20 protein-coding genes and 4 tRNA genes are annotated in these 26,062 nt (G+C 57.5%); 4 read left to right on the plus strand and 20 right to left on the minus strand.

Annotated features, from left to right (window positions below; genetic code table 11):
- Positions 1 to 11: 11 nt before the first annotated feature.
- From rplC to MHM85_RS13665, 20 genes are all read right to left on the minus strand, one after another.
- Positions 12 to 650 carry a 50S ribosomal protein L3 gene (rplC, locus tag MHM85_RS13570; protein ID WP_044628835.1) on the minus strand — a complete coding sequence of 213 codons (639 nt, stop codon included), beginning with the start codon at positions 648 to 650 and terminating at the stop codon, positions 12 to 14.
- Between the two features lie 148 nt (positions 651 to 798).
- Positions 799 to 1,110, minus strand: a complete 312-nt coding sequence (gene rpsJ, locus MHM85_RS13575; protein WP_009098983.1) for a 30S ribosomal protein S10 — start codon at positions 1,108 to 1,110, stop codon at positions 799 to 801.
- 159 nt (positions 1,111 to 1,269) lie between these two features.
- Complete coding sequence (gene tuf, locus MHM85_RS13580) at positions 1,270 to 2,463, minus strand: elongation factor Tu (protein ID WP_139527870.1); 1,194 nt, start codon at positions 2,461 to 2,463, stop codon at positions 1,270 to 1,272.
- Positions 2,464 to 2,492: 29 nt separating this feature from the next.
- On the minus strand, positions 2,493 to 4,616 hold the full coding sequence (fusA, locus tag MHM85_RS13585; protein ID WP_139527869.1) for an elongation factor G: 2,124 nt from the start codon (positions 4,614 to 4,616) through the stop codon (positions 2,493 to 2,495).
- 167 nt (positions 4,617 to 4,783) lie between these two features.
- A complete protein-coding gene (rpsG, locus tag MHM85_RS13590) occupies positions 4,784 to 5,254 on the minus strand; it encodes a 30S ribosomal protein S7 (protein ID WP_016915771.1) in 471 nt (156 codons plus the stop codon).
- A gap of 138 nt (positions 5,255 to 5,392) precedes the next feature.
- Complete coding sequence (gene rpsL / locus MHM85_RS13595; protein ID WP_009098973.1) at positions 5,393 to 5,767, minus strand: 30S ribosomal protein S12; 375 nt, start codon at positions 5,765 to 5,767, stop codon at positions 5,393 to 5,395.
- Between the two features lie 195 nt (positions 5,768 to 5,962).
- Positions 5,963 to 10,177: a DNA-directed RNA polymerase subunit beta' gene (gene rpoC / locus MHM85_RS13600; RefSeq protein ID WP_153843238.1), complete on the minus strand. Its 4,215-nt coding sequence runs from the start codon at positions 10,175 to 10,177 to the stop codon at positions 5,963 to 5,965.
- A gap of 10 nt (positions 10,178 to 10,187) precedes the next feature.
- On the minus strand, positions 10,188 to 14,264 hold the full coding sequence (rpoB, locus tag MHM85_RS13605) for a DNA-directed RNA polymerase subunit beta (RefSeq protein ID WP_153843239.1): 4,077 nt from the start codon (positions 14,262 to 14,264) through the stop codon (positions 10,188 to 10,190).
- Positions 14,265 to 14,625: 361 nt separating this feature from the next.
- Positions 14,626 to 14,997, minus strand: coding sequence for a 50S ribosomal protein L7/L12 (gene rplL, locus MHM85_RS13610; protein WP_139527866.1), 372 nt, complete (start codon positions 14,995 to 14,997; stop codon positions 14,626 to 14,628).
- A gap of 112 nt (positions 14,998 to 15,109) precedes the next feature.
- Positions 15,110 to 15,616, minus strand: coding sequence for a 50S ribosomal protein L10 (rplJ, locus tag MHM85_RS13615; RefSeq protein WP_139527865.1), 507 nt, complete (start codon positions 15,614 to 15,616; stop codon positions 15,110 to 15,112).
- A gap of 298 nt (positions 15,617 to 15,914) precedes the next feature.
- The gene (gene rplA, locus MHM85_RS13620; protein WP_139527864.1) at positions 15,915 to 16,607 is read right to left on the minus strand and encodes a 50S ribosomal protein L1; all 693 of its coding nucleotides are present in this window, start codon (positions 16,605 to 16,607) and stop codon (positions 15,915 to 15,917) included.
- A gap of 2 nt (positions 16,608 to 16,609) precedes the next feature.
- On the minus strand, positions 16,610 to 17,041 hold the full coding sequence (gene rplK, locus MHM85_RS13625) for a 50S ribosomal protein L11 (RefSeq protein WP_139527863.1): 432 nt from the start codon (positions 17,039 to 17,041) through the stop codon (positions 16,610 to 16,612).
- 122 nt (positions 17,042 to 17,163) lie between these two features.
- Positions 17,164 to 17,697 carry a transcription termination/antitermination protein NusG gene (nusG, locus tag MHM85_RS13630; RefSeq protein ID WP_139527862.1) on the minus strand — a complete coding sequence of 178 codons (534 nt, stop codon included), beginning with the start codon at positions 17,695 to 17,697 and terminating at the stop codon, positions 17,164 to 17,166.
- Positions 17,698 to 17,705: 8 nt separating this feature from the next.
- On the minus strand, positions 17,706 to 18,089 hold the full coding sequence (secE, locus tag MHM85_RS13635) for a preprotein translocase subunit SecE (RefSeq protein WP_139527861.1): 384 nt from the start codon (positions 18,087 to 18,089) through the stop codon (positions 17,706 to 17,708).
- 73 nt (positions 18,090 to 18,162) lie between these two features.
- Positions 18,163 to 18,238 (minus strand) — tRNA-Trp (locus MHM85_RS13640).
- A 148-nt stretch (positions 18,239 to 18,386) separates the two neighbouring features.
- Positions 18,387 to 18,461, minus strand: a tRNA-Thr gene (locus tag MHM85_RS13645).
- A gap of 14 nt (positions 18,462 to 18,475) precedes the next feature.
- A tRNA-Gly gene (locus tag MHM85_RS13650) sits at positions 18,476 to 18,549 on the minus strand.
- A 106-nt stretch (positions 18,550 to 18,655) separates the two neighbouring features.
- Positions 18,656 to 18,739 (minus strand) — tRNA-Tyr (locus tag MHM85_RS13655).
- 126 nt (positions 18,740 to 18,865) lie between these two features.
- Entirely contained in the window at positions 18,866 to 19,705 is an 840-nt protein-coding gene (locus MHM85_RS13660; protein ID WP_139527860.1) for a type III pantothenate kinase, read from the minus strand.
- Positions 19,702 to 20,685, minus strand: a complete 984-nt coding sequence (locus MHM85_RS13665) for a biotin--[acetyl-CoA-carboxylase] ligase (protein ID WP_239286257.1) — start codon at positions 20,683 to 20,685, stop codon at positions 19,702 to 19,704. Before MHM85_RS13665 ends, MHM85_RS13660 begins: the two co-directional genes overlap by 4 nt.
- Positions 20,686 to 20,848: 163 nt before the next feature.
- Between MHM85_RS13665 and typA the strand changes: the two genes are divergently transcribed.
- From typA to MHM85_RS13685, 4 genes are all read left to right on the plus strand, one after another.
- Complete coding sequence (typA, locus tag MHM85_RS13670; RefSeq protein WP_139527858.1) at positions 20,849 to 22,675, plus strand: translational GTPase TypA; 1,827 nt, start codon at positions 20,849 to 20,851, stop codon at positions 22,673 to 22,675.
- Positions 22,676 to 22,960: 285 nt separating this feature from the next.
- Positions 22,961 to 24,397, plus strand: a complete 1,437-nt coding sequence (locus tag MHM85_RS13675; RefSeq protein WP_139527857.1) for a sodium-dependent transporter — start codon at positions 22,961 to 22,963, stop codon at positions 24,395 to 24,397.
- A 54-nt stretch (positions 24,398 to 24,451) separates the two neighbouring features.
- Positions 24,452 to 25,222: an ABC transporter ATP-binding protein gene (locus tag MHM85_RS13680; protein ID WP_239286259.1), complete on the plus strand. Its 771-nt coding sequence runs from the start codon at positions 24,452 to 24,454 to the stop codon at positions 25,220 to 25,222.
- A 104-nt stretch (positions 25,223 to 25,326) separates the two neighbouring features.
- Positions 25,327 to 26,055 (plus strand): ABC transporter ATP-binding protein, encoded by a 729-nt coding sequence (locus MHM85_RS13685; protein ID WP_153843243.1) that lies wholly within the window; start codon positions 25,327 to 25,329, stop codon positions 26,053 to 26,055.
- Positions 26,056 to 26,062 lie beyond the last annotated feature (7 nt).

Raw genomic sequence — 26,062 nt, forward strand, 5'->3', positions numbered from 1 at the left:
AATTATCCCCTTCAGCCAGCTTTCACGGCGCTGCGAACGATAACGTCGCTACCGGTAGCACCCGGCACTGCGCCCTTGATCAGCAGCAGGTTACGCTCGGCGTCGACACGGACGATCTCAAGGCTCTGTACGGTGCAACGGGTGTTACCCATTTGACCGGCCATTTTCTTGCCTTTGAATACACGACCCGGTGTCTGACACATGCCGATAGAACCCGGCGCGCGGTGCGACAGGGAGTTACCATGGCTGTTGTCTTGGGTACGGAAGTTCCAGCGCTTAACAGCACCCTGGAAGCCTTTACCCTTAGAGGTGCCGGTCACATCGATCATTTGACCAGCTTCGAAGAGGGATACGGTGAGTTCGCCACCCACTTCAGGAGCTTCTTCGCCTTCTGCAAGGCGGAATTCCATCAGTGAACGACCAGCCTCAACACCCGCCTTGGCAAACTGACCCGCTTGCGCTTTGGTGAGGTGCTTGGCTTTACGAGAACCTGTAGTCACCTGAACCGCTGCGTAACCGTCAGACTCAATGGTCTTGACGCGTGTTACACGGTTAGGATCAACTTCAATAACGGTCACGGGCACGGATGCGCCATCTTCGGTAAAGACACGGGTCATCCCGGCCTTTTTACCGACTAAACCGATAGTCATACTCAGTCTCCTATAGTGTACGGGGCTATCACCCGCTATGGCTGCCCTTTCCAGAGCATTCCACTAGCACATTGTGTGGCGCCTCACGGCGCGGCGGCTGCTGCTCAAACATGATCGATGAGCGCTGGGCCGCAAAGTGTCTAGTGTATTAGTCGAGCTTGATTTGCACGTCTACGCCAGCGGCGAGATCGAGCTTCATCAGCGCATCAACGGTTTTCTCGGTCGGCTCGACGATATCGAGCACACGCTTGTGAGTACGAATCTCATACTGATCACGCGCATCTTTGTTGACGTGCGGTGAAATCAGGATGGTGTAGCGCTCGCGGTTGGTCGGCAGCGGAATCGGACCACGAACCTGAGCACCAGTACGCTTAGCGGTTTCAACGATCTCCGCTGTGGACTGATCGATCAGGCGATGGTCGAACGCTTTCAACCGAATGCGAATCTTTTGGTTCTGCATTTGCCCTAAACTCCAATGGATGTCGACGGCGCGAGCCGTCTACCCACGCATTCAAAGGATGCGCATTATAGGCACGCCAACAGCACATGTCAAACATTTGCGATTGGTGCGCAGAAAAGGGGGCTCACTAGAGCCCCCTCTTATCATCAAGTAATCAGATTACTTAACGATTTTGGCCACAACGCCAGCACCAACGGTACGACCACCTTCGCGGATCGCGAAGCGCAGACCGTCGTCCATAGCGATCGGAGCGATCAGGGTAACAACCATTTTCACGTTGTCGCCCGGCATGACCATTTCAACGCCTTCCGGCAGTTCACAAGTACCGGTAACGTCAGTGGTACGGAAGTAGAACTGCGGACGGTAGCCTTTGAAGAACGGGGTGTGACGACCACCTTCTTCTTTGGACAGTACGTAGACTTCGGCTTCGAAGACAGTGTGCGGGTTGATGGTGCCCGGCTTCGCCAGTACCTGACCACGCTCAACGTCATCACGCTTAGTACCACGCAGCAGCGCACCAACGTTCTCACCTGCACGACCTTCGTCGAGCAGCTTACGGAACATTTCTACGCCAGTAACGGTGGTTTTGGTGGTGTCGCGGATACCCACGATTTCCACTTCTTCACCAGCTTTAACGATACCGCGCTCTACACGACCGGTAACAACGGTACCACGGCCAGAGATAGAGAATACGTCTTCGATCGGCATCAGGAACGGCTGGTCGATCGCACGCTCCGGCTCGGGGATGTAGTCATCCAGAGCTTTGATCAGGTTAGCTACCGCAGTAGTACCCATGCCGTTCTCGTCTTCACCGTTCAGTGCCATCAGGGCAGAACCAGTGATGATCGGCGTATCGTCACCCGGGAAGTCGTACTCGGACAGAAGTTCACGAACTTCCATTTCGACCAGCTCGAGCAGCTCTTCGTCATCGACCATGTCCGCTTTGTTCAGGAACACGACGATGAACGGAACGCCAACCTGACGAGACAGCAGGATGTGCTCACGCGTCTGCGGCATGGGGCCGTCAGCGGCAGAACATACCAGAATCGCGCCGTCCATCTGGGCAGCACCGGTGATCATGTTCTTGACGTAGTCAGCGTGTCCCGGGCAGTCAACGTGTGCGTAGTGACGCACTTCAGACTGGTATTCAACGTGAGATGTCGCGATGGTGATACCACGCTCACGCTCTTCCGGAGCGTTATCGATGGTATCGAATTCACGCCAGTCGCCGCCGAAAACCTCAGCAGACACGCGGGTCAGGGCCGCTGTCAGAGTCGTTTTACCGTGGTCGACGTGACCGATGGTGCCGACGTTGACGTGCGGTTTGGAACGTTCAAATTTTTCCTTAGCCACTGCTATAACCTCTTTACGTTAGCTAACGGTTAACCGTTTTGGTTGATGACGGCTTCAACGACGCTGGAGGGCGCCTCCTCGTACTTCGCGAACTCCATAGAGTAGCTCGCACGGCCCTGGGTCTGTGAGCGCAGATCGGTTGCGTAACCGAACATCTCACCCAGTGGCACCGTTGCACGAATGACTTTACCAGAGGAAGAGTCATCCATGCCCTGCACCAGGCCGCGACGACGGTTCAGGTCGCCCATGACGTCACCCATAAACTCTTCGGGGGTCACGACTTCGACCTTCATCACCGGCTCCAGCAGCACGGCCTTGGCCTTCCTGGCACCTTCTTTCACTGCCATAGAAGAAGCAATCTTGAACGCAGTCTCGTTAGAGTCCACGTCATGGTAGGAACCATCGAACAGCGATACTTTGACGTCGATCATCGGGTAACCCGCGATGACACCATTTTGCAGCTGCTCGAAAGCACCTTTCTCAACCGCAGGTACGTATTCCTTCGGAACCACACCACCTACGATCTCAGAGTTGAACTTGAAGAAGATCTCTTCTTCGCCTTCACCCTTCTCTTCTGCAGTCAGCGGCTCGATACGCAGCCACACGTGACCGTACTGACCACGACCACCGGACTGACGTACGAATTTACCTTCCTGCTCGACGCTGCCACGAATCGTTTCACGGTAGGCAACCTGCGGCTTACCGATGTTCGCTTCTACCTTGAACTCGCGACGCATACGGTCAACGATGATGTCCAGGTGCAGCTCGCCCATACCCGAGATGATGGTCTGGCCGGTCTCTTCGTCGGTCTTGACCTGGAAAGAGGGGTCTTCCTGAGCCAGTTTACCCAGCGCAACGCCCATCTTCTCTTGGTCGGCCTTGGATTTCGGCTCAACGGCAACCGAGATGACCGGATCCGGGAACTCCATGCGCTCGAGAACGATTTTGTTATCGATGTCGCACAGAGTGTCACCTGTAGTGACGTCCTTCAGACCGATACAAGCAGCGATGTCGCCTGCGAGTACTTCTTTGATCTCTTCGCGAGAGTTGGCGTGCATCTGAACGATACGACCAACGCGCTCTTTCTTCTGCTTCACGGAGTTGTAGACACCGTCACCAGATTTCAGAACGCCTGAGTAGACGCGAATGAAGGTCAGCGTACCAACGAAGGGGTCGGTGGCGATCTTGAACGCTAGTGCAGCGAACGGAGCGCTATCGTCTGCTTCACGAGTCGCGACGGTGCCGTCTTTGTCGTCCAGCTCACCTTCGATCGCCTTGACTTCTGTCGGCGAAGGCATGTACTCGATAACGCCGTCCAGTACCGCCTGAACACCTTTGTTCTTGAAAGCAGAACCACAGGTAACCAGAACGATCTCGTTAGCCAGCGTGCGAGCGCGCAGACCCGCCTTGATTTCAGCGACGGTTAGCTCGCCTTCTTCAAGGTACTTGTCCATCAGCTCTTCAGAGGCTTCGGCAGCCGCTTCGACCATCTGCTCGCGGTACTCTTCAGCGGTCTCTTGCAGCTCCGCCGGAATGTCCACGAGGTCGAAGTTCATGCCCAGGCTCTCTTCGTCCCACAAGATGGCTTTCATCTCGATCAGGTCGATAACGCCTTTGAAGTCTTCTTCCGTACCCCAGTTGATCTGGATCGGCACAGCGTTGGCACCCAGACGCTCTTTCAGCTGGTTGACAACCATGAAGAAGTCAGCGCCGGTACGGTCCATCTTATTGACGAATACCATACGCGGAACTTCGTATTTGTTGGCCTGACGCCATACGGTCTCGGTCTGCGGCTGAACGCCGGAGGAACCGCACAGCACGACGACCGCGCCATCGAGAACGCGCAGAGAACGCTCGACTTCGATAGTGAAGTCAACGTGCCCAGGCGTATCGATGATGTTGATGCGGTGCTCGTCGAACTGCTTACTCATGCCCTGCCAGAAACAGGTCGTTGCAGCCGAGGTGATAGTGATACCACGCTCCTGCTCCTGCTCCATCCAGTCCATGGTCGCCGCACCGTCATGCACTTCACCCACTTTGTGGGAAAGGCCGGTGTAGAACAGTACGCGCTCGGTCGTTGTGGTTTTACCCGCATCGACGTGTGCCACGATACCGATGTTGCGATAACGCTTAAGTGGAGTCTTGCGTGCCACGGTGAAACTCCCGTTAGTTGGCGATGCTCGTTAATCCAGCGGTGTACTTTTTGCTTATGCCACCGCCGCCATCGACAACGATAGCGGCGGCGTGTTGCAACATGACGAACATCTTTTCAATCACACTACAACTGGCAAAAAGCGACACAAACTTAGAAGCGCCGAGCTTAGAAACGATAGTGAGAGAAGGCCTTGTTGGCTTCTGCCATGCGGTGTACGTCTTCACGCTTCTTAACGGCAGAACCTTTACCTTCAGCGGCATCCAGCATTTCACCTGCCAGACGCTGAACCATCGTTTTTTCACCGCGACGACGCGCAGCGTCTACCAACCAGCGCATTGCCAGCGCTTGACGGCGTGACGGACGAACTTCAACCGGCACCTGATAGGTCGCACCACCTACGCGGCGAGACTTAACTTCAACCATCGGCTGGATGGTTTCCAGCGCTTTGTCGAAGATTTCCAGCGGCTCTTCTTTACTACGCTCGGCAACCTTGTCCAACGCACCGTATACGATGCGCTCAGCTACGGACTTCTTGCCGCTGACCATCAGGTGGTTCATGAACTTCGCCAGACGCTCACTTCCGAACTTGGGATCCGGCAGGATTTCGCGTTTAGCTACAACTCTTCTTCTAGGCATGATAAGCCCTCAATTAAGGATCCTTCAGGTAAACCCGGGACTCACGTCGCTCGTTGCGCCGCCCGACCTTACTCTTATCAGACCGATATATTCGTGTGAAAGGTAACGCCGCAGCCCTTGATGCTGCGATAAGACGTCTTAGGACTTCGGACGCTTAGTACCGTACTTAGAACGACCCTGCTTACGGTTCTGAACGCCAGAGGTGTCCAGGGCGCCACGAACGGTGTGATAACGCACACCGGGCAAATCCTTTACACGACCGCCACGGATCAGAACAACAGAGTGTTCTTGCAGGTTGTGACCTTCACCACCGATGTAAGAAGAGACTTCAAAACCGTTGGTCAGGCGCACACGGCAAACCTTACGCAGCGCCGAGTTCGGTTTCTTCGGGGTGGTGGTGTAAACGCGCGTACAAACGCCGCGCTTTTGCGGGCATGCCTGAAGCGCAGGCACGTCACTTTTAGTGACGGGGCGCTTGCGCGGCTTGCGCACTAGCTGATTAATCGTTGCCATGGTGTTTAGCTGACTCCAATGGTTGCCTTAGCCTTTAACAAGTACCTTCAGCGGATGCGGGCGCACCCGCCCCACTGTTAAAGGCTGCGCATTCTAAAGGCTGACCCCAGGTGGCGTCAAGTCTTGCCGACGTATTCGCCGACAAGACCCTGCTCTCAGGGCCAGCTACTCGTGTTGCTCGTTGTCTACCGCTGGTTACAGATCGTCGTCTGAATCCAGGGCGGTCAACTGAGCGCCAAGCTCCTGCTCTACCTCGGTGGCCGAGGGATTGAACAGACGCTCTACGTCTTCGCGCTTGCGACGACGCTCTGCGTGATGGGTCAGACCGGTACCTGCCGGAATCAGACGTCCAACCACCACGTTTTCTTTCAGGCCGCGCAGGTAGTCGCGCTTGCCGGTTACCGCTGCTTCGGTCAGTACGCGGGTCGTTTCCTGGAACGACGCGGCAGAGATGAACGACTCAGTGGCCAAGCTGGCCTTGGTGATACCCAGCAGCAAGCGCTGATACTTGGCCGGGAACTTGCCTTCTTTCTCCAGACGCTCGTTCTGCTCCAGCACGCGCACCAGTTCTGCCTGGTCGCCGGTAATGAAGTCAGAGTCGCCGGAATCGGTGATCTCCACCTTGCGCAGCATCTGACGCACGATGACTTCGATGTGCTTGTCGTTGATGCCTACGCCCTGCAGACGATAAACGTCCTGTACTTCGGCGGTGATGTACTTGGCCAGCTCCGCGACACCCAGCAGACGCAGGATATCGTGCGGGTTGCTTGGGCCATCGGAGATCACCTCCCCCTTCTCGACCGTCTCGCCTTCGAACACGGCGATTTGACGCCATTTCGGGATCAGCGCCTCGAACGGATCGCCAGACTCAGGCGTAATCGTCAAACGACGCTTACCTTTGGTCTCTTTACCGAAGCTCACTACACCGCTGATTTCCGCCAAAATAGCGGACTCTTTGGGTTTACGTGCTTCGAACAAGTCAGCCACGCGGGGCAGACCACCGGTGATGTCCTTGTTACCCGACGCCTCGACCGGGATACGCGCAACGACCTCACCTACACCGATGGTCGCACCGTCGTCCACCGAGATGATGGAGTTACCCGGTAGCAGGTATTGAACCGGCGTATTGGAACCGGACACGGATACGTACTCACCAGCGGCATCTTTCAGCATCACCATCGGGCGCTTGTCACGACCCGCCATTGGGCGTGCGGCCGACTCGATCACTTCGATGGACGACAGACCGGTCATCTCATCGACACTGCGGTGCATGGTGACACCTTCATCGAGGTCGATGAATTGCGCCTTACCTTCCACTTCCGCAATGATCGGATGGGTGTGCGGATCCCACTTGGCTACGACAGCACCGGCATCGACCACGTCGCCATCGCGCACGGAGAGCTCGGCACCATAGGGCAGCTTGTAGTACTCACGCTCACGACCGTGATCGTCGGCAACCGCCAAGGCGCTCGAACGAGAGACCACGACCAGTTTGCCGTCGGCACGCTCAACGTGCTTGATGTTATGCAGGCGCACTTTACCGCCGTGCTTGACCTGAACGCTGTCGACCGCAGACGAACGCGATGCTGCACCACCGATGTGGAACGTACGCATGGTCAGCTGGGTACCCGGCTCACCGATCGACTGTGCGGCGATGACACCGACGGACTCACCGATGTTGACCTGGTGGCCACGGGCAAGGTCACGTCCGTAACAGGCGGAACACACGCCGTGAGCGGTATCACAGGTAATCGTGGAGCGTACGACGATTTCGTCAACGCCCATGGTGTCCAGCGAGGCACACCACTTCTCGTCGAGCAGCGTATTACGCGGAATCAGTACTTCTTCGGTACTCGGATCGACCACGTCCTGCGCGACGACACGACCCAGTACGCGCTGAGACAGCGGTACGATGATGTCGCCACCCTCGATGATCGGGTGCAGCGTCAGGCCGTTTTCGGTGCCACAGTCGGTCTCGGTAATCACCAAGTCCTGAGCAACGTCTACCAGACGACGAGTCAGATAACCGGAGTTGGCCGTTTTCAGTGCCGTATCCGCCAGACCTTTACGTGCGCCGTGGGTCGAGATGAAGTACTGAAGTACGTTCAGACCTTCACGGAAGTTGGCCACGATCGGCGTTTCGATGATCGAGCCATCCGGCTTGGCCATCAGGCCACGCATACCCGCCAACTGACGGATCTGAGCGGCACTACCACGAGCACCGGAGTCGGCCATGATGAAGACGCTGTTGAACGAGTCTTGCTCGACGTCGTTACCATCACGATCAACGACCGTCTCTTTCGAGATACCCACCATCATCGCCTTGGCAACTTTATCGTTGGCCTTGGACCAGATATCGATAACTTTGTTGTACTTCTCGCCTGCGGTTACCAGGCCAGAGGAGAACTGGTCTTCGATCTCTTTGACTTCTGCTTCAGCGGCATCAACGATCTCGGTCTTGGCATCGGGGATAACGAAGTCGTTAACACCGATAGAGGCACCGGACCAGGTCGCCAGACGGAAGCCGGTGTACATCAGCTGGTCAGCGAAGATGACCGTGGGCTTCAGCCCCGCACGACGGTATACCTCGTTAATTAGGCTGGAGATCGCCTTCTTCTTCATCGGCTGATCGATCAGCGCGAACGGAACGCCTTCCGGCAGAATACGGAACAACAGCGCACGACCTACGGTGGTGTCGTAAAGACGGCGGTGCTCGGAGCGCTCGCCAGTCTCTTCGTCGACGTCCACTTCGTCCAGACGCACCTTGACGCGGGCATGCAGCGACACGGACTGTGTGCCGAAGGCGCGCTCTACCTCATTGAGGTCGGAGAACACCATGCCTTCGCCCTTGGCGTTGATTTTTTCGCGGGTCATGTAATACAGACCCAGAACAACGTCCTGCGACGGTACGATGATCGGCTCGCCGTTGGCCGGGGACAGCACGTTGTTGGTCGCCATCATCAGCGCGCGGGCTTCGAGCTGGGCTTCCAGCGTCAGCGGTACGTGAACCGCCATCTGGTCACCGTCGAAGTCAGCGTTGTAGGCCGCACAGACGAGCGGGTGCAGCTGAATCGCCTTACCTTCGATCAGCAGCGGCTCGAACGCCTGGATACCCAGACGGTGCAGCGTCGGCGCGCGGTTGAGCAGTACCGGGTGTTCGCGAATGACGTCGGCCAGGATGTCCCATACTTCCGGCAGCTCGCGCTCGACCATCTTCTTCGCGGCTTTGATCGTGGACGCATGGCCCAGCGACTGCAGCTTGGAGTAGATGAACGGCTTGAACAGCTCGAGCGCCATTTTCTTCGGCAGACCGCACTGGTGCAGACGCAGGGTCGGGCCCACGGTGATGACCGAACGGCCGGAGTAGTCGACGCGTTTACCCAGCAGGTTCTGACGGAAACGCCCCTGCTTACCCTTGATCATGTCGGCCAAGGATTTCAGCGGACGCTTGTTGGAACCCGTGATGGCACGGCCGCGGCGGCCGTTATCCAGCAGTGCGTCGACCGCTTCCTGCAGCATACGCTTCTCGTTACGCACGATGATGTCGGGCGCATTGAGGTCGAGCAGACGCTTCAAACGGTTGTTACGGTTGATCACACGACGGTAGAGGTCGTTGAGATCCGAGGTCGCGAAACGGCCACCGTCTAGCGGCACCAGCGGACGCAGGTCCGGCGGTAGTACGGGCAGCACTTCCATGACCATCCACGCCGGCGCATTGCCGGAGTGGTAGAACGCTTCCAGCAGCTTCAAGCGCTTGGAGAGCTTCTTGATCTTGGTTTCAGAGTTGGTCTGCGGAATCTCTTCACGCAGCGTGTTGATCTCTTCTTCCAGATCGATGTCTTTGAGCAGCTCCTGAACGGCTTCGGCCCCCATACGGGCGTCGAAGTCGTCGCCGAACTCTTCCAAGGCTTCGAAGTACTGCTCGTCGTTGAGCAGCTGACCACGCTCCAGAGTGGTCATGCCGGGGTCGATGACCACAAAGCTTTCGAAATAGAGCACGCGCTCGATATCACGCAGCGTCATATCGAGGAACATGCCGATACGCGACGGCAGGGATTTCAAAAACCAAATGTGAGCCACCGGCGATGCCAGTTCGATGTGACCCATGCGCTCACGACGCACGGCCGCCTTGGTGACTTCGACACCACACTTCTCACAGATGATGCCGCGGTGCTTCATGCGCTTATATTTGCCGCACAAGCACTCGTAGTCTTTGACCGGGCCGAAAATCTTGGCACAGAACAGACCATCCCGTTCCGGCTTAAAGGTACGGTAGTTGATGGTCTCAGGCTTCTTCACCTCGCCGAAGGACCAGGAGCGAATCATGTCCGGCGACGCCAGGGTAATCTTGATCGCGTCAAACTCTTCGGACTGAGATTGCGATTTGAGTACTTTCACCAAATCTTTCATGGGACGGCTCCTAGCTCTCTAACTCGATATCGATGCCCAGCGAGCGGATTTCCTTCACGAGTACGTTGAAGGATTCCGGCATGCCTGCCTGCATGGTGTGGTCGCCATCCACGATGTTCTTGTACATCTTGGTGCGGCCTTCGACGTCGTCCGACTTGACGGTGAGCATCTCTTGCAGCGTGTACGCGGCGCCATAGGCTTCCAGCGCCCACACTTCCATCTCACCAAAGCGCTGACCACCGAACTGCGCCTTACCACCCAGCGGCTGCTGCGTAACAAGCGAGTAAGAACCGGTAGAACGCGCGTGCATCTTGTCGTCTACCAAGTGGTTGAGCTTCAGCATGTACATGTAGCCAACGGTCACCGGGCGGTCAAACGCATCGCCGGTACGGCCATCGTACAGCGTCATTTGGCCCGACTCCGGAATGTCCGCCAGCTTCAGCAGGTGCTTGATTTCGTGCTCTTTGGCACCGTCGAACACCGGCGTGGCCATGGGCACACCGCCCTTTAGGTTCTTCGCCAGCGCGATGACTTCGTCATCGGTCAAGGAGTCGATATCCTCGACGCGAGTACCCGGCGTGTTATACACCTGACCCAGGAAGTCACGAATTTCTGCGACTTGCTGACCGCGGGCGTCGCGCAGCATGGCGTCGATTTTGACACCCAAGCCGCGTGCCGCCATACCCAGGTGGGTTTCCAGAATCTGACCGACGTTCATACGCGACGGTACACCCAGCGGGTTCAGTACCACGTCCACCGGCTCGCCCTTCTCGTCGAACGGCATATCTTCGATGGGCATGATCGCAGAGATAACACCTTTGTTACCGTGGCGACCGGCCATCTTGTCACCGGGCTGAATACGACGCTTGACCGCCATATAGACCTTGACGATCTTCAGCACGCCCGGCGCGAGGTCATCGCCCTGAGTCAACTTGCGCTTCTTGTCTTCGAAACGCTCGTCCATCTCTTTTCGACGGTTTTCGAGCTGCTCGTCGGCCTGGGCCAGCAGTTCGTTGTAGGACTCGTCCTGCATACGCAGCTTGAACCACTGCTGACGGGGCAGTTCGTCCAGATACGCGTCGTCCAGCACGTCGCCTTTCTTCAGCTGCGGACCGCCGTTGACGGCCTGACCTGCCAGCGTACGCTTCAGACGCTCGAAGGTGGCATCTTCGGCGATGCGGTAGGTCTCTTGAAGATCCTTACGCACTTCGTCCAGCTGCATCTGCTCGATGGAGAGTGCACGGGAGTCTTTTTCGACGCCGTCACGGGTGAAGACCTGAACGTCGATGACCGTCCCTTTCATGCCGGTGGGAGCACGCAGAGAGGTATCTTTTACGTCAGACGCTTTCTCACCGAAGATGGCGCGCAGCAGCTTCTCTTCGGGCGTCAGCTGGGTTTCGCCTTTGGGCGTGACCTTACCGACCAGAATATCGCCGGGGCCGACTTCGGCACCAATGTAAACAACGCCCGCTTCGTCCAATTTGCCCAGCGCCGATTCACCGACGTTGGGAATATCGGAGGTGATCTCTTCCGGCCCCAACTTGGTGTCGCGGGACACACAGGTCAGCTCCTGGATGTGGATCGTGGTGAAACGGTCTTCTTGAACCACACGCTCGGAGAGCAGGATGGAGTCCTCGAAGTTGTAGCCGTTCCAGGGCATGAACGCGATACGCATGTTCTGGCCAAGCGCGAGGTCACCCATGTCGACGGACGGACCGTCGGCGAGGATGTCACCACGCGCCACGTTGTCACCAGGGCGCACGATGGGGCGCTGGTTCATGCAGGTGTTCTGGTTGGAACGGGTGTACTTGGTCAGGTTGTAGATGTCGACACCGGCTTCACCGCCGATGATTTCATCTTCGTTGACCCGCACCACCACACGACGCGCGTCGACGGAGTCAATGACGCCGCCGCGGCGCGCCACGGCACACACGCCGGAGTCGCGTGCCACGAAACGCTCCATGCCGGTACCGACCAGCGGCTTGTCGGCGCGCAGGGTCGGAACGGCCTGACGCTGCATGTTCGCACCCATCAAGGCGCGGTTGGCATCGTCGTGCTCGAGGAACGGAATCAGCGCGGCGGCTACGGAGACGACCTGACGCGGAGACACGTCCATCAGCGTCACCTGTTCGGGACGCATGAAGGTCGTCTCGCCACGGTGACGCACCTGCACCAAGTCATCGCTCAACTTGCCAGACTCATCTACGGCAGCAGAGGCCTGGGCGATAACGAAATCGCCCTCCTCGATGGCAGAGAGATGCACCACGTCATCGGTCACCTGGCTATTGACGACCTTACGGTAAGGCGTCTCCAGGAAGCCGTAGCTATTGGTGTGGCTGTACGTCGCCAGCGAGTTGATCAGACCAATGTTCGGGCCTTCCGGCGTCTCGATCGGGCACAGACGGCCATAGTGCGTGGCGTGTACGTCGCGCACTTCGAAGCCTGCACGCTCACGGGTTAGACCACCTGGGCCGAGTGCCGACACACGACGCTTGTGGGTCACCTCGGAGAGCGGGTTGTTCTGGTCCATGAACTGAGACAGCTGACTGGAGCCGAAGAACTCTTTCACCGCCGCCGCAACCGGCTTGGCGTTGATCAGGTCTTGCGGCATCAGGCCTTCGCTTTCCGCCATGGAAAGGCGCTCTTTCACCGCACGTTCGACGCGCACCAGACCGACGCGGAACTGGTTCTCGGCCATTTCGCCCACGCAGCGAATACGACGGTTACCCAGGTGATCGATATCGTCCACGTCGCCGAAGCCGTTACGGATATTGATCAGCTCACGCAGGACATCGAGGATGTCTTTACGATCCAATACGCCAGAGCCCGTGTCGGATTCACGGCGCAGGCGACGGTTGAACTTCATCCGGCCAACGCCCGACAGGTCGTAGCGGTCTTCGGTGAAGAACAGGTTGTGGAACAGCGTCTCGGCAGCCTCTTTGGTGGGCGGCTCGCCGGGGCGCATCATGCGGTAAATCTCGACCAGCGCTTCCAACTGAGAGCCGGTGGTATCCAGCTTCAGAGTGTCGGAAATGAACGAACCGCAGTCGAGGTCGTTGGTGTAGAGGGTTTCGATATGCGTGATACCGCCCTGCGCCATACGCTCGAGGACTTCCGGAGTGATTTCCGTGTTACACGGGCAGATCAGCTCACCGGTTTTGGTATCGATTTGGTCTTTGGCCAGCGTTTTGCCGAACAGGTACTCCATCGGCACTTCCAGACGCTCAAGGCCGGCTTTTTCAAGCTGACGAATGTGCTTCTGAGTGATCCGACGGCCCTCTTCGACGATGACGCCGCCTTCGCCATCTTTGATGTCGAACGTGGCCGTTTCACCGCGCAGACGTGACGGTACCAGCTCCACCGAGAAACCGCTCTTCTCGATGTGGAACTTGCTGGTTTCGAAGAATTCGTCGAGGATCTCTTCGGTGCTCATGCCCAGCGCACGCATCAATACCGAGGCCGGCAGTTTGCGGCGGCGGTCGATACGTACGAAGACGTTGTCTTTCGGGTCGAACTCGAAGTCGAGCCAAGAGCCACGGTAAGGAATCACGCGAGCAGAGTAGAGCAACTTCCCTGAGGAGTGGCTCTTGCCTTTGTCGTGATCGAAGAACACACCGGGCGAACGGTGGAGCTGAGAAACGATAACCCGCTCAGTACCGTTGATGACGAAGGTACCGTTCTCGGTCATCAGGGGGATCTCCCCCATGTAGACTTCCTGCTCTTTGATGTCTTTGATGGCCTTGTTCGAAGAGTCGCGATCGTAGATGATCAAGCGAACCTTGACACGCAGCGGAGCGGAATAGGTCACGCCACGCAGCTGACACTCTTTGACATCGAACGCTGGCGTACCGAAACGGTAGCTCACGTACTCCAGGGCCGCATTGCCTGAGAAGCTCTCGATCGGGAACACGGACTTGAACGCCGCGTGCAGGCCAACCTCGTGGCGCTCGTCGGGCGAACGATCCTGCTGGAGAAAGTCGTAGTAGGAATCAAGCTGGATGGCCAGCAAGTAAGGCACATCCATCACTTGGGGCAGTTTGCCGAAATCCTTGCGGATGCGTTTTTTCTCAGTATATGAGTAAGCCATCTGTATTCCCCAGCTTGTTCACCATGGGTGACCGATGCGTGGTCATCTGCCCCGCGGGCGTTTCAGACGCAGACAGCAAGCTCCTAAATCGGTAGCTCGCCGTCAAAAATCTTGATAGATAACAGTGTTACAGTAGTGCTGTTCGCGCTTTGCTGTCGCTTGCCAACATCACTCGCGCTTCACAACTGACGCGTCACAACAACGTACGCTTCACAACAACGGTCTTACTGTTTTGCTGCTTTTTACCGCAGCGCTTCTGCTGTTGCCTTGCAGCATATTACAACAGAAAAAGGCCGGCAGCGGGATAGCCCGCCGCCAGCCGTGGAAGCTTACGCAGCGCGTAAAGCCATCAGCACAAGGATTACTTGAGCTCGACGGTTGCGCCCGCTTCTTCCAGCTTCTTCTTAGCGGCTTCAGCGTCTTCTTTAGACATGGCTTCTTTGATGGTCGCCGGCGCGCCGTCAACGGCACCCTTGGCTTCTTTCAGGCCAAGACCGGTGATTTCACGAACGGCTTTGATGACGTTAACTTTCTTGTCACCAGCAGATGCCAGTACCAGGTCAAATTCAGTCTGCTCTTCAGCAGCTGCTTCGCCGCCAGCAGCCGGACCAGCCATCACGGCCGCCGCTGCAGAAACGCCGAACTTCTCTTCCATCGCTTCGATCAGCTCGACAACTTCCATGACGGACATGTCGGCTACAGCATTGATGATATCGTCTTTGGTCAGTGCCATTGTTTCATTCCTAACTTTGCGGGAGTCTCGGTCGACCGAGAACTCAGGGTTCATTGCTTGGTTCAGGCAACGCTACGACTCGATCGTTCACGCCGCCTGCAAGAAACGCTGCTTAGGCAGCTTCGGCTTCTTGCTTTTGGTCGCGCAGTGCGGCCAGAGTACGAACCAGCTTGCCAGCGGAGGCTTCTTTCATGACCGACATCAACTTGGCAATCGCCTCGTCGTAGGTCGGCAGGGTTGCTAGACGATCGATGTCAGCAGCCGGAATCAGCTCACCTTCGTAGGCCAACGCTTTGACTTCGAAGTTCTTCTCATCTTTGGCGAAATCCTTGAACAGACGAGCGGCAGCGCCCGGATGCTCAGTAGAGAAAGCCAGCAGAGTAGGACCAACAAAGCTCTCGTTCAGGCACTCCCACTGAGTGCCTTCGAGTGCGCGGCGAGCCAGCGTGTTACGAACAACGCGAAGCTCTACACCGTTCTCGCGGGCCTGCTTACGCAGATCGGTCATTTTGCTGACCGTAACGCCACGAGAATCGGCAACTACGACGGAGAGTGCGCCCTTGGCCGCTTCACTGACCTCGGCAACAATCGCTTTCTTGCCTTCAAGTGCTAGTGGCACAGTGATCACTCCTTCGTGCCGGAACCCATCAAGGCTCCGGTGGTTACCATCTCTTCCAAGGCATACTGCTGGCCTTGGAAGCCTTGGGGGATGGTGCTCACCAGAAAGCGGCTTGCGAAAAGCGTTAACCAACTGGCGGCCACACCATCTGCGCAGGCGCTCTAGGGCGATTAAGCCGCCCCGTCTCAAAAGACGAGGCGGCACCTGCGGTCTTTGACGGCGCCTCGCTCGACTGACTGCCTAGCGAGGGACCGCAAAGTTCTTGCTCGGTACTTACTAAAACCTGCCGACGACTCGCTTATACCAGCGCAGAGTGGTCGATGGTCAAACCCGGGCCCATGGTAGTGGACAGGGTAATTTTCTTAAAGTAGATGCCTTTGGAGGAGCTCGGCTTGAGCTTCTTCAGGTCAGCTACCAGTGCTTCCAAGTTGCCCTGAACGGACGCCGCGTCAAAATCCACTTTACCTAGGGTCGTGTGGATGATGCCGTTCTTATCGGTACGGAAACGCACCTGACCCGCTTTGGCATTTTTGACCGCCGTCGCCACGTCAGGCGTCACGGTGCCTACTTTCGGGTTCGGCATCAGGCCACGCGGACCAAGAATTTGGCCCAACTGACCGACAACGCGCATCGCATCCGGAGAGGCGATGACCACGTCGAAGTCCATTTGGCCTTTTTTGACTTGCTCAGCCAGATCGTCCATACCCACGATGTCAGCACCGGCTTCTTTAGCCGCATCAGCATTGGCACCTTGGGTGAAGACGGCTACGCGAACGTCTTTACCAGTACCGTTAGGCATGACGGTAGCGCCACGTACGACCTGATCGGATTTACGCGGATCAACACCCAGGTTGATCGCCACATCCAGAGACTCTTTGAACTTGACAGTCGACAGCTCGGAAAGTAGCGCAACGGCTTCTTCCAGAGAGTACGCTTTGTTCGGGTCTACTTTCTCGCGAATGACTTTCGCGCGCTTAGACAATTTAGCCATGATCAGAGACCCTCCACGTTTAAGCCCATGCTACGAGCGCTACCAGCGATGGTGCGCACCGCGGCGTCGAGATCAGCAGCCGTCATATCCGGCTCTTTGGTCTTGGCGATCTCTTCGAGCTGCTCGCGAGTCACGGTACCGACTTTCTTCTTGTTCGGCTCACCAGAACCGGACTTGATGCCAGCCGCTTTCTTGAGCAGAACGGCGGCCGGCGGTGTTTTGGTGACGAACGTGAAGCTACGGTCAGAGTAGACAGTGATCACGACAGGCGTCGGCAGGCCCGGCTCAATTTCTTGAGTCGCAGCGTTGAACGCCTTACAGAATTCCATGATGTTCACGCCATGCTGACCCAGCGCGGGGCCTACGGGCGGACTCGGGTTGGCTTTACCTGCAGCAACCTGCAGTTTGATATAAGCCTGTACTTTCTTGGCCATGGTAAATACTCCAGTTGGGTGATAGCGCCTGACGGCTCCCCGGTACGCGTAAAGCAGCGCTGGGCTGCTTTACATGAATCCAGACTGGCGCGCATAGGACACCAGCCTGCAACATTTTGAGATTACTCTTTTTCTACCTGCGAGAACTCGAGCTCAACAGGCGTTGCACGCCCGAAGATCAGCACGCTGACCTGCAGGCGGCTCTTGTCGTAGTTCACCTCTTCAACGACACCGTTGAAGTCAGCAAACGGACCATCGATGACACGAACGGACTGACCCGGCTCGAACATGGTTTTGGGTCGCGGCTTGTCGGTGCCGTCTTTCACACGACGCAGAATGGCTTCCGCCTCGCGACTGGTAATCGCGGCGGGCTTCTCTTTGGTGCCGCCAATGAACCCCATGACACGCGGCGTTTCATTCACCAGGTGCCAAGTTTCATCCACCATTTCCATCTCGACTAACACGTAGCCCGGATAGAACTTGCGCTCACTCTTGCGGCGCTTACCGTCACGCATCTCAACCACTTCTTCCGTCGGCACCAGGATCTCGCCAAAGCGATCTTCCATGCCGTACATCTTCACACGCTCGATAAGCGAGCGCATGACATGCTTTTCGAAGCCGGAATAAGCGTGGACGACGTACCAACGTTTGGACATGAAAACTCCTAACCAATGACGCCGGACATCGCCCAGCCAAGAAGAGTATCGATCAACCACAGCATCAGACCCACCACCAGCACAGCCACTAGCACGATCGCCGTGGTTTGGATGGTTTCAGGACGGGTCGGCCATACAACGCGCTGAATCTCTTTCTTGGCGCTGATGGCAAGCTCAACCAAGTCACGGCCTTTGGTGGTTGTTAAGGCGATCAAACCCGCAAGCGCACACAACACCACCACACCTAAGACGCGGTAGAGCAGGCCAACATCGGTGAAATAGGTATTACCAACGACTGCAACGACAAGCAGCGCCACAACCGCCGCCCACTTGAGCCCGTCATGGCGCGTCTGTTGCACCTCTTCGCCATGTTTTACGGAACTAGGCTTCATAAAAACGAGACTCCCAAGGGTGCAGCGAGCGACAAAGGAATTCTAGAAAAAGACATACCAACCTGGGGAAGGTTGGCAGGCCAGGAGGGAATCGAACCCCCAACCTGCGGTTTTGGAGACCGCTGCTCTGCCAATTGAGCTACTGGCCTGTATCGTCACGTGCGCAAGCAAACGCCTACGCAACAGCGGGCGCCATGATAGCGGAGAAACCCCCACCTGACAACCCTTACTTTTACCCTCCACCCAATGGGAGAGCAAAGACAAAAAAAGCGAGCTTCGCTCGCTTTTTTTGCAATATGGAGCTCATGGACGGAATTGAACCGTCGACCTCACCCTTACCAAGGGTGTGCTCTACCCCTGAGCTACATGAGCCAAACACATCAAACTGGAGCGGGCGGCGGGAATCGAACCCGCACCATCAGCTTGGAAGGCTGAGGTTCTACCATTGAACTACGCCCGCCGAACTTGCCTGTAGAATGACAATCCGTTGCACGAGAAACAGTAGCTAATGCCCGCTTACCGGCTTTTCATTCCCAAACGCTGACCAACTCAGCGCTCGATCAATCTGGTGGAGAGGGAAGGATTCGAACCTTCGAAGCTTTCGCGGCAGATTTACAGTCTGCTCCCTTTGGCCACTCGGGAACCTCTCCAGCTGTGGCGGCACATTATGCCAGCCTCCAAAACGGTGTCAAGCCTGCAAACCCTTTATTTATCAAAGCTTGCTGGAAGCAGCACTTTCAAAGCACGGCATCCGCTCTGGAACGCGCTGCATTCTGTCAAAGCAGCATGGAGAATGCAAGGCCTGCACGAATTTTTTCTAATGATACCGGCTCTGGCACTCGCGGCGCGCCCGACATCTTTCCAGCACGTTCGGCAAACGTGAGCGGATAGCAGGCCTCCAACCCACCATAGACCATGTCGGGCCACACCGCGTGAGGCACTTGCACGCCACGGGATACCACACGGGCATCGCCGCCGGTCAGCAGCACCGGTAGCGTCACCCCCTGCTGATCGCATACTTCACTGTAAATGCGGTTGATGGCGCTAACGGCGGCCATGTAAATACCATGGTTCACCGCATCCACCGTGCGTCTCCCCGGCTCTAATAACGCATCGGCTTCGCTTTCCGGATCGATGGCGACATTGCGTGTTCCCAACTTCAGGCTCTCTTTCATCAGCCGCAGCCCTGGGATGATAAAACCACCTAGATGCATACCGCCCGGTAATACGAAGTCGATGGTAATGGCACTCCCGCAATCCACCGCGCAGCACCCCCCCGCCAGCTGGTAGCCTGCCAGCGCCCCCATCCAGCGGTCGACGCCGAGTCGCCCCGGCTCTTCATATCCGTTGACGACACCGAGCGCCTCTGACGTCGAGCGAGCCACGTACACATGGCGCACCTGGCGCCGCAGCAGCGCGACGGTCTCTTCAAGCACGGCCGTCCTGGCCACGCTGGAGATACGTACCGCTTCCACGACGTCCAAATCGGGAATGTCTGCCCCGGGACGCCACTCCTCTCGCGTCCACACGGCGCCTCGCGAACGGATCTCGCTGCTCTCGGCATCCTTGAGCCGCCACTTCGACAGCGTGTTGCCGATATCCAAATCCAAAATCATAGGCGCCTACGTACGCTAATCTCACCGCCGACCAGGCGTCGCGAGTAACCATTTTCAGTAACCCATAGGTTACCACTTTCATCGACATCCCCGGCGACGGCATCGCTGGTACGCTCGCCTTGAATCACACGGATGGGCAGGCCTGCGTAGGCATGCCGCTGATTCCAGGCATTCAACCAGGGAGCAAACCCGCGGGTTTCGATCCCCGCCAGCATGTTCAAAAGCCCTGCTACCATGTCTGCCGCTAGCTGATTACGCGAAATGCCCGGCTGCGCATCGAACAGCGCCGCCACCGGCTGGTCGATCGTGGCGCGCAAGCTATCTGGCAATGACAGATTCATGCCCATGCCGATGACCACTTCGCAGGGGCCAGCCGCGTCGCCGGTCACCTCGATCAAAATACCGGCCAGCTTGCCGAGTTCACCACCCTGCTCGGCCAGCAGCACATCGTTGGGCCACTTCAACTTGGGCGACACACCATAACGTTCGAGCACTTGGGAGACCACCACACCGACGGCCAGACTAAGCCCCTCCAGCGCATTGACGCCAGACTCGAAGCGCCAACCCATCGACACCATTAGGCTCTGCCCCCAGGGAGTCGACCACACTCGCCCCCGGCGACCACGCCCAGCCGTTTGCAGCTCGACGAAGCAGACCTCGCCATGCCCCGCCCCTTGCGAAAAGCGTTCGCGCAGATATTCGTTACTGGACGGCAGCTGATCTTCGACGAATAGCCGTGTCAGCAAATGGCGGGCATCGGCGGGCAGCCGTTCGACGATCTTGGCGCCCTCCAGCGGTTCTAACGGGTAGGCGAGCCGGTAGCCGCGCCCTTTGACGGCCACCAGCTCGACACCCAGCACCTCTAATTTTTTTAGTTGTTTCCACACGGCGGCTCGGGAAACGCCCAGCGCTTCGCCTAATTGTTCACCGGAATGAACCTCGCCATCGCTTAACAAACGCATCAGGTTACCGATGGTCATGTGCTTGCCCCAACTGGGAAAACGCCTATCTTAACGGAAGCGTCACAACAGCGAAAACTGCCGCGTTTAGGTTATTGACTTGCTGCTTTGTTTAAGACAGCGCTGGTAGTAGACCATCCCCAGACCCTATAATGCCGCCCTATTTTTCCAGCAGGATCGCGTCGTGATCGAGAATCTTCGCAACATTGCCATCATCGCCCACGTAGACCACGGTAAAACTACCTTGGTAGACAAACTGTTAAGCCAGTCCGGAACGCTCGACCGCAAGGCCGAAGGCCAAGAGCGCATCATGGACTCGAATGACCAGGAAAAGGAGCGCGGTATTACCATCCTGGCCAAAAACACCGCTATTCAGTGGCAGGATGGTAATGGCAAGGGTTACCACATCAACATCGTCGACACGCCTGGGCACGCCGACTTCGGTGGTGAAGTCGAGCGCGTCATGTCCATGGTGGACTCGGTACTGCTACTGGTCGACGCCGTTGACGGCCCGATGCCGCAGACCCGCTTCGTGACCCAAAAAGCGTTCTCCCAGGGCCTGAAGCCGATCGTCGTCGTCAACAAGATCGACCGTCCTGGCGCGCGCCCCGACTGGGTCATCGATCAAATTTTCGATCTATTCGACAACCTCGGCGCCACCGACGAGCAGCTCGACTTCCCGATCATCTACTGCTCGGCGTTGAACGGTATTGCCGGCATGGATCCGGAAGAGCTGGCCGACAACATGGACCCGATGTTCCAAGCCATCGTGGACATCGTCGAGCCGCCGAAGGTCGAAGTCGACGGCCCCTTCCAGATGCAGATCTCAGCGCTGGACTACAACAGCTACGTCGGCGTCATCGGCCTGGGCCGCATCACTCGCGGCAGCGTCAAGCCGAACCAGCAAATCAGCGTGATCACTAAAGAAGGCAAGACCCGTAAGGGTAAGGTCGGCCAGGTGATGACCCATATGGGCCTCGAGCGAGTGCAGACCGATGAAGCCACCGCTGGCGATATCGTCTGCATCACCGGCATCGAAGATCTAGCGATCTCCGACACGCTGTGCGACGTGAATAATGTCGAAGCGCTGCCGCCGCTGACCGTCGATGAGCCGACCGTCTCCATGACGTTCCAGGTCAACGACTCGCCGTTTGCCGGTAAAGACGGCAAGTTCGTTACCAGCCGCAATATCAAGGATCGTCTGGATCAAGAACTGATCCACAACGTGGCGCTGCGCGTCGAGCAGGGCGAAACCCCCGAGAAGTTCAAAGTCTCTGGCCGTGGCGAGTTGCACCTGTCGGTATTGATCGAAACCATGCGCCGTGAAGGCTTCGAGCTGGCCGTTGGCCGTCCGGAGGTCATCATCAAAGAGATCGACGGCGTCAAGCAGGAGCCCTACGAAGAAGTCATCATCGACTGTGAAGAGCAGCACCAAGGCTCGATCATGGAAGAGCTCGGCTACCGCAAGGGCGAAATGACCAACATGAACCCGGACGGTAAAGGCCGTGTTCGTCTGGACTTCATCATACCCGCCCGTGGTTTGATCGGTTTCCGCGGCCAGTTCCTGACCCTGACGTCTGGTACCGGCATTCTAACCAGCCGCTTTGACCACTACGGCCCGCTAAAGCCCGACGCCGCCATCGAGCGTCGTAATGGCGTCATGGTCTCCATGGTCGACGGCAAAGCGCTGGCCTACGCGCTTTACACGCTGCAAGAGCGTGGCAAGCTGATCGTCGACCACGGCACCGAGGTGTACGAAGGTATGCTGATCGGTATCCATAGCCGTGCCAACGACCTAGTGGTCAACCCCACCAAAGGTAAGAAGCTGGATAACATGCGCGCCTCGGGCAACGACGAGAACATCGTACTGACCCCGCCAGTGAAGTTCACTCTGGAGCAAGCCATCGAATTCCTCGATTCCGATGAACTGGTCGAAGTAACGCCGAGCTTTATCCGCCTACGTAAGAAACTGCTCAAAGAGAACGAGCGCAAGCGCTCCAGCAAAAAGTAAGCTGACCGCTGCCGACACAAAGCCCGCCGCCGCGCGGGCTTTTTTATGTAAGTTCTCAGCGTAGCAACCTTTTTCGTACGACAGCCCCTCTGGCCGCGCGTTTTGGTTCATCGCCAAGCGTGCTCGTTAACGCACCCTAAACGCTAGTACGCTGGAAAGCGCTGACGTTCTATCGCAAAGTAGCGCTATTCTCAGCACGCCCTCGGGGTGCTGACATGCCATAATTCATACAAGTGTTTGGATACTTACCCCCATCCTGGCACCCCTATACGGACACTCCTTCACATGAGCGGTCATAACGTCTGGACACACAAAGGCACGTTTTTATTGGCGGCGGTGGGCTCTGCCGTCGGCCTCGGCAACCTCTGGCGCTTTCCCTACCTCACCGGTGAAAACGGGGGCGGGGCGTTCATCCTTATTTACGCGCTGACCATTTTTGCCGTGGGCATTCCTATCCTCATCGCCGAGACCATGCTGGGGCGCACCAGCCGTCAAAGCCCTATCATGGGTATGCGGCATTTGACTAAAACGCATCGCACATCACGGGCGTGGGAGTCGATAGGCTGGCTGGGCGCCGCCTCCGCTTTTTTGATTTTGAGCTTTTACTCGGTGATCGCGGGCTGGGCGCTGCACTACACCTGGCTGATGCTCACCGGTTCGCTGGTTGGCGCAGACGCGCAAACCATCAGCGAGGGCTTCAATGCGCTGCTCGCCTCGCCCGGATTAATGACGCTGTACCACACGCTGTTCATCGTGGGCTCCGCGCTGATCGTCGGTATGGGTATTCATAAAGGCATAGAGTCGGGCCTGCGCATCATGATGCCTGCGCTGTTCGTCATTCTGATCGTGGTGCTGATTTACGGCATCATCAATGGCGATGTAGGCGCGGCAGCGAGCTTCCTGTTCACCTTCAACATTGGCGATCTCAGCCTGGAAGGCTGGCTGCAGGCCATGGGTCAATCGTTCTTTACCCTAAGCCTCGGTATGGGCGCGATCATGGCTTACGGCGCTTATATGTCCAGCGACGCGTCGCTCACACGGACGGCCATTGCCGTCGCGTTCGTCGATACCGCCGTTGCCATGGTCGCGGGCCTGGCCATTTTCTCGCTGGTGTTCGGCGCGGGCCTGGAAACCGGCCAGGGCCCCGGGCTGATGTTCGTGACGCTGCCGCTGGCCTTTGCCGAGATGCCGTTTGGTGCCTTGGTCGGTGGTGTGTTCTTCATTCTGGTATTGGGGGCCGCCATTAGCTCCTCCATTTCGCTGATCGAGCCGGTCGCGGCGTTTCTGGTCGAGCGCTTCGACATGACGCGTCCCCAGGCGGTCACCATCATGGTCGTTGCGGCTTGGGCCATGGGGCTACTCACGGTGGTCAGCTTCAACGTCTGGGCAGAAGGCACGATTTTCCATACGCTGTTTGGACGCAGCGCCTTCGATGTCATCGAGCTGCTGACCAATATCTTCATGCCGCTGGGTGGCCTGTTGATCGCCCTGTTTGCCGGCTGGGCGCTGACCCAGAGCGAAGTCATGAAAGAGCTCGGCACCAATGCCACCTGGTTCGCTTTCTGGCGCTTTTTAGTGCGTTTCGTCGGGCCGGCGGCAGTATCGTTCGTCTTTTTACGTACGATACCCCACATTGAGGGGTATCTGATTCCAACGCTCGGCGCACTGCTCATCGTGGCGGCTTTTGCGCTTGCCCAGCGTCTGCGCCACTCTAAACCTTGATAACAATATCCCTGCTGCAGGCGGTGACGAGGCCGCCTGCCTTACGAGGACACCATGCAACCGCTTATCGAAGTACAACACGTCAATAAAGCGTTCGGTGGGCTACATGTCATCAACGACTGTTCGATCCAAGTCGAGAAAGGGTCGATCACCGGCATGATCGGCCCTAACGGAGCCGGTAAATCGACGCTCTTCAACCTGATCGCCGGGGCGCTGACGCCGGACAGCGGGCAGATCCTGCTCGATGGCGAAGACATCACCACCTTGAGCGCCGACCAGCGTTTCCACAAAGGACTGCTACGCACCTTTCAAATTGCCCACGAGTTCAGCCAGATGAGCGCGCTGGAAAATTTGATGATGGTGCCCCCCCGACAGGCCGGTGAAAATCTGTTCAATACTTGGTTCAAGCCATCGCTGGTGCGCGAGCAAGAGGCCGAGGTGCGCCGCCGCGCGCTGGAGGTCATCGACTTCGTCGGCCTGCACCATGTGCGCAACGAACTTGCGGGCAATCTCTCCGGCGGACAGAAGAAGCTTCTGGAGCTTGGCCGCACCATGATGACCGATGCCAAGGTCGTTCTGCTCGATGAAATCGCCGCCGGGGTGAACCGCACCCTGCTCGGCGATTTGATGGGCAACATCGAGCGGCTCAACCGCGAGATGGGCTACACCTTCCTGGTCATCGAGCACGACATGGACATGATTTCGCGGCTCTGCGATCCGGTCATCGTACTGGCCCAGGGCAGCGTCATGGTGGAAGGACACATCGAAGCGATACAGAACGACCCGGCAGTCATCGAGGCCTACTTCGGCTCGGATGCCGCCTAACCCCGGCAATACGCTTCACACCGTCACGACCAACAGCCCACCCACGGCTACAACAACATGATCGCGTCTGGAGACCCCAGCGCGACGCTTGCTGAGACGCGTTTATGTCATCGACACAGGCATCACCCCAGCCACTGCTTGAAGCACGCGACGTGCACGGTGGTTATGGCAGTATGAACATTTTAAACGGGGTCGATATGACCCTGTATGCCGACGAGGTCGGCGTCATCGTCGGCCCCAACGGCGCGGGAAAATCCACCATGCTCAAAGCCGTATTTGGGCTTCTGAACGTCAACCAGGGCGAAATCCTGCTCAACGGCCAACCCATCCACAATTTACCGCCCAACCAACTCGTGGAGCGAGGCATGGGCTTCGTCCCCCAGGAGAAAAACGTCTTCCCCAGCCTCTCGGTGAAAGAGAACCTGGAGATGGGCGCCTACCTGAAGCCGCAGAACGTCAAGCGCATGCTGGAACAGGTGTACGACTTCTTCCCGCCGCTGGTCGAGAAGCGCCACCAGCCGGCGGGCGAGCTCTCCGGCGGCCAGCGCCAGATGGTGGCCATGGGTCGTGCACTGATGGCAGAGCCCAGCCTGCTGCTGCTAGACGAGCCCACGGCCGGATTATCGCCACTCTATATGAATGAGATCTTTGATCGCGTGAAGAAGATCAACGCCGCAGGTGTGGGCATCTTGATGGTCGAGCAGAACGCCAAGCAGGCCTTGGCGATTGCCGATAAAGGCTTTGTCCTGGCAGCAGGCCAGAACCGCTTTACGGATACCGGGGCGGCTCTGCTGGCCGACCCCGATGTCGCCAAAAGCTTTTTGGGCGGCTAGCCCGGGG

The sequence above is a fragment of the Halomonas sp. McD50-4 genome (genome assembly GCF_022348135.1).
In the GTDB taxonomy this organism is placed as follows: Bacteria; Pseudomonadota; Gammaproteobacteria; order Pseudomonadales; family Halomonadaceae; genus Vreelandella; species Vreelandella piezotolerans.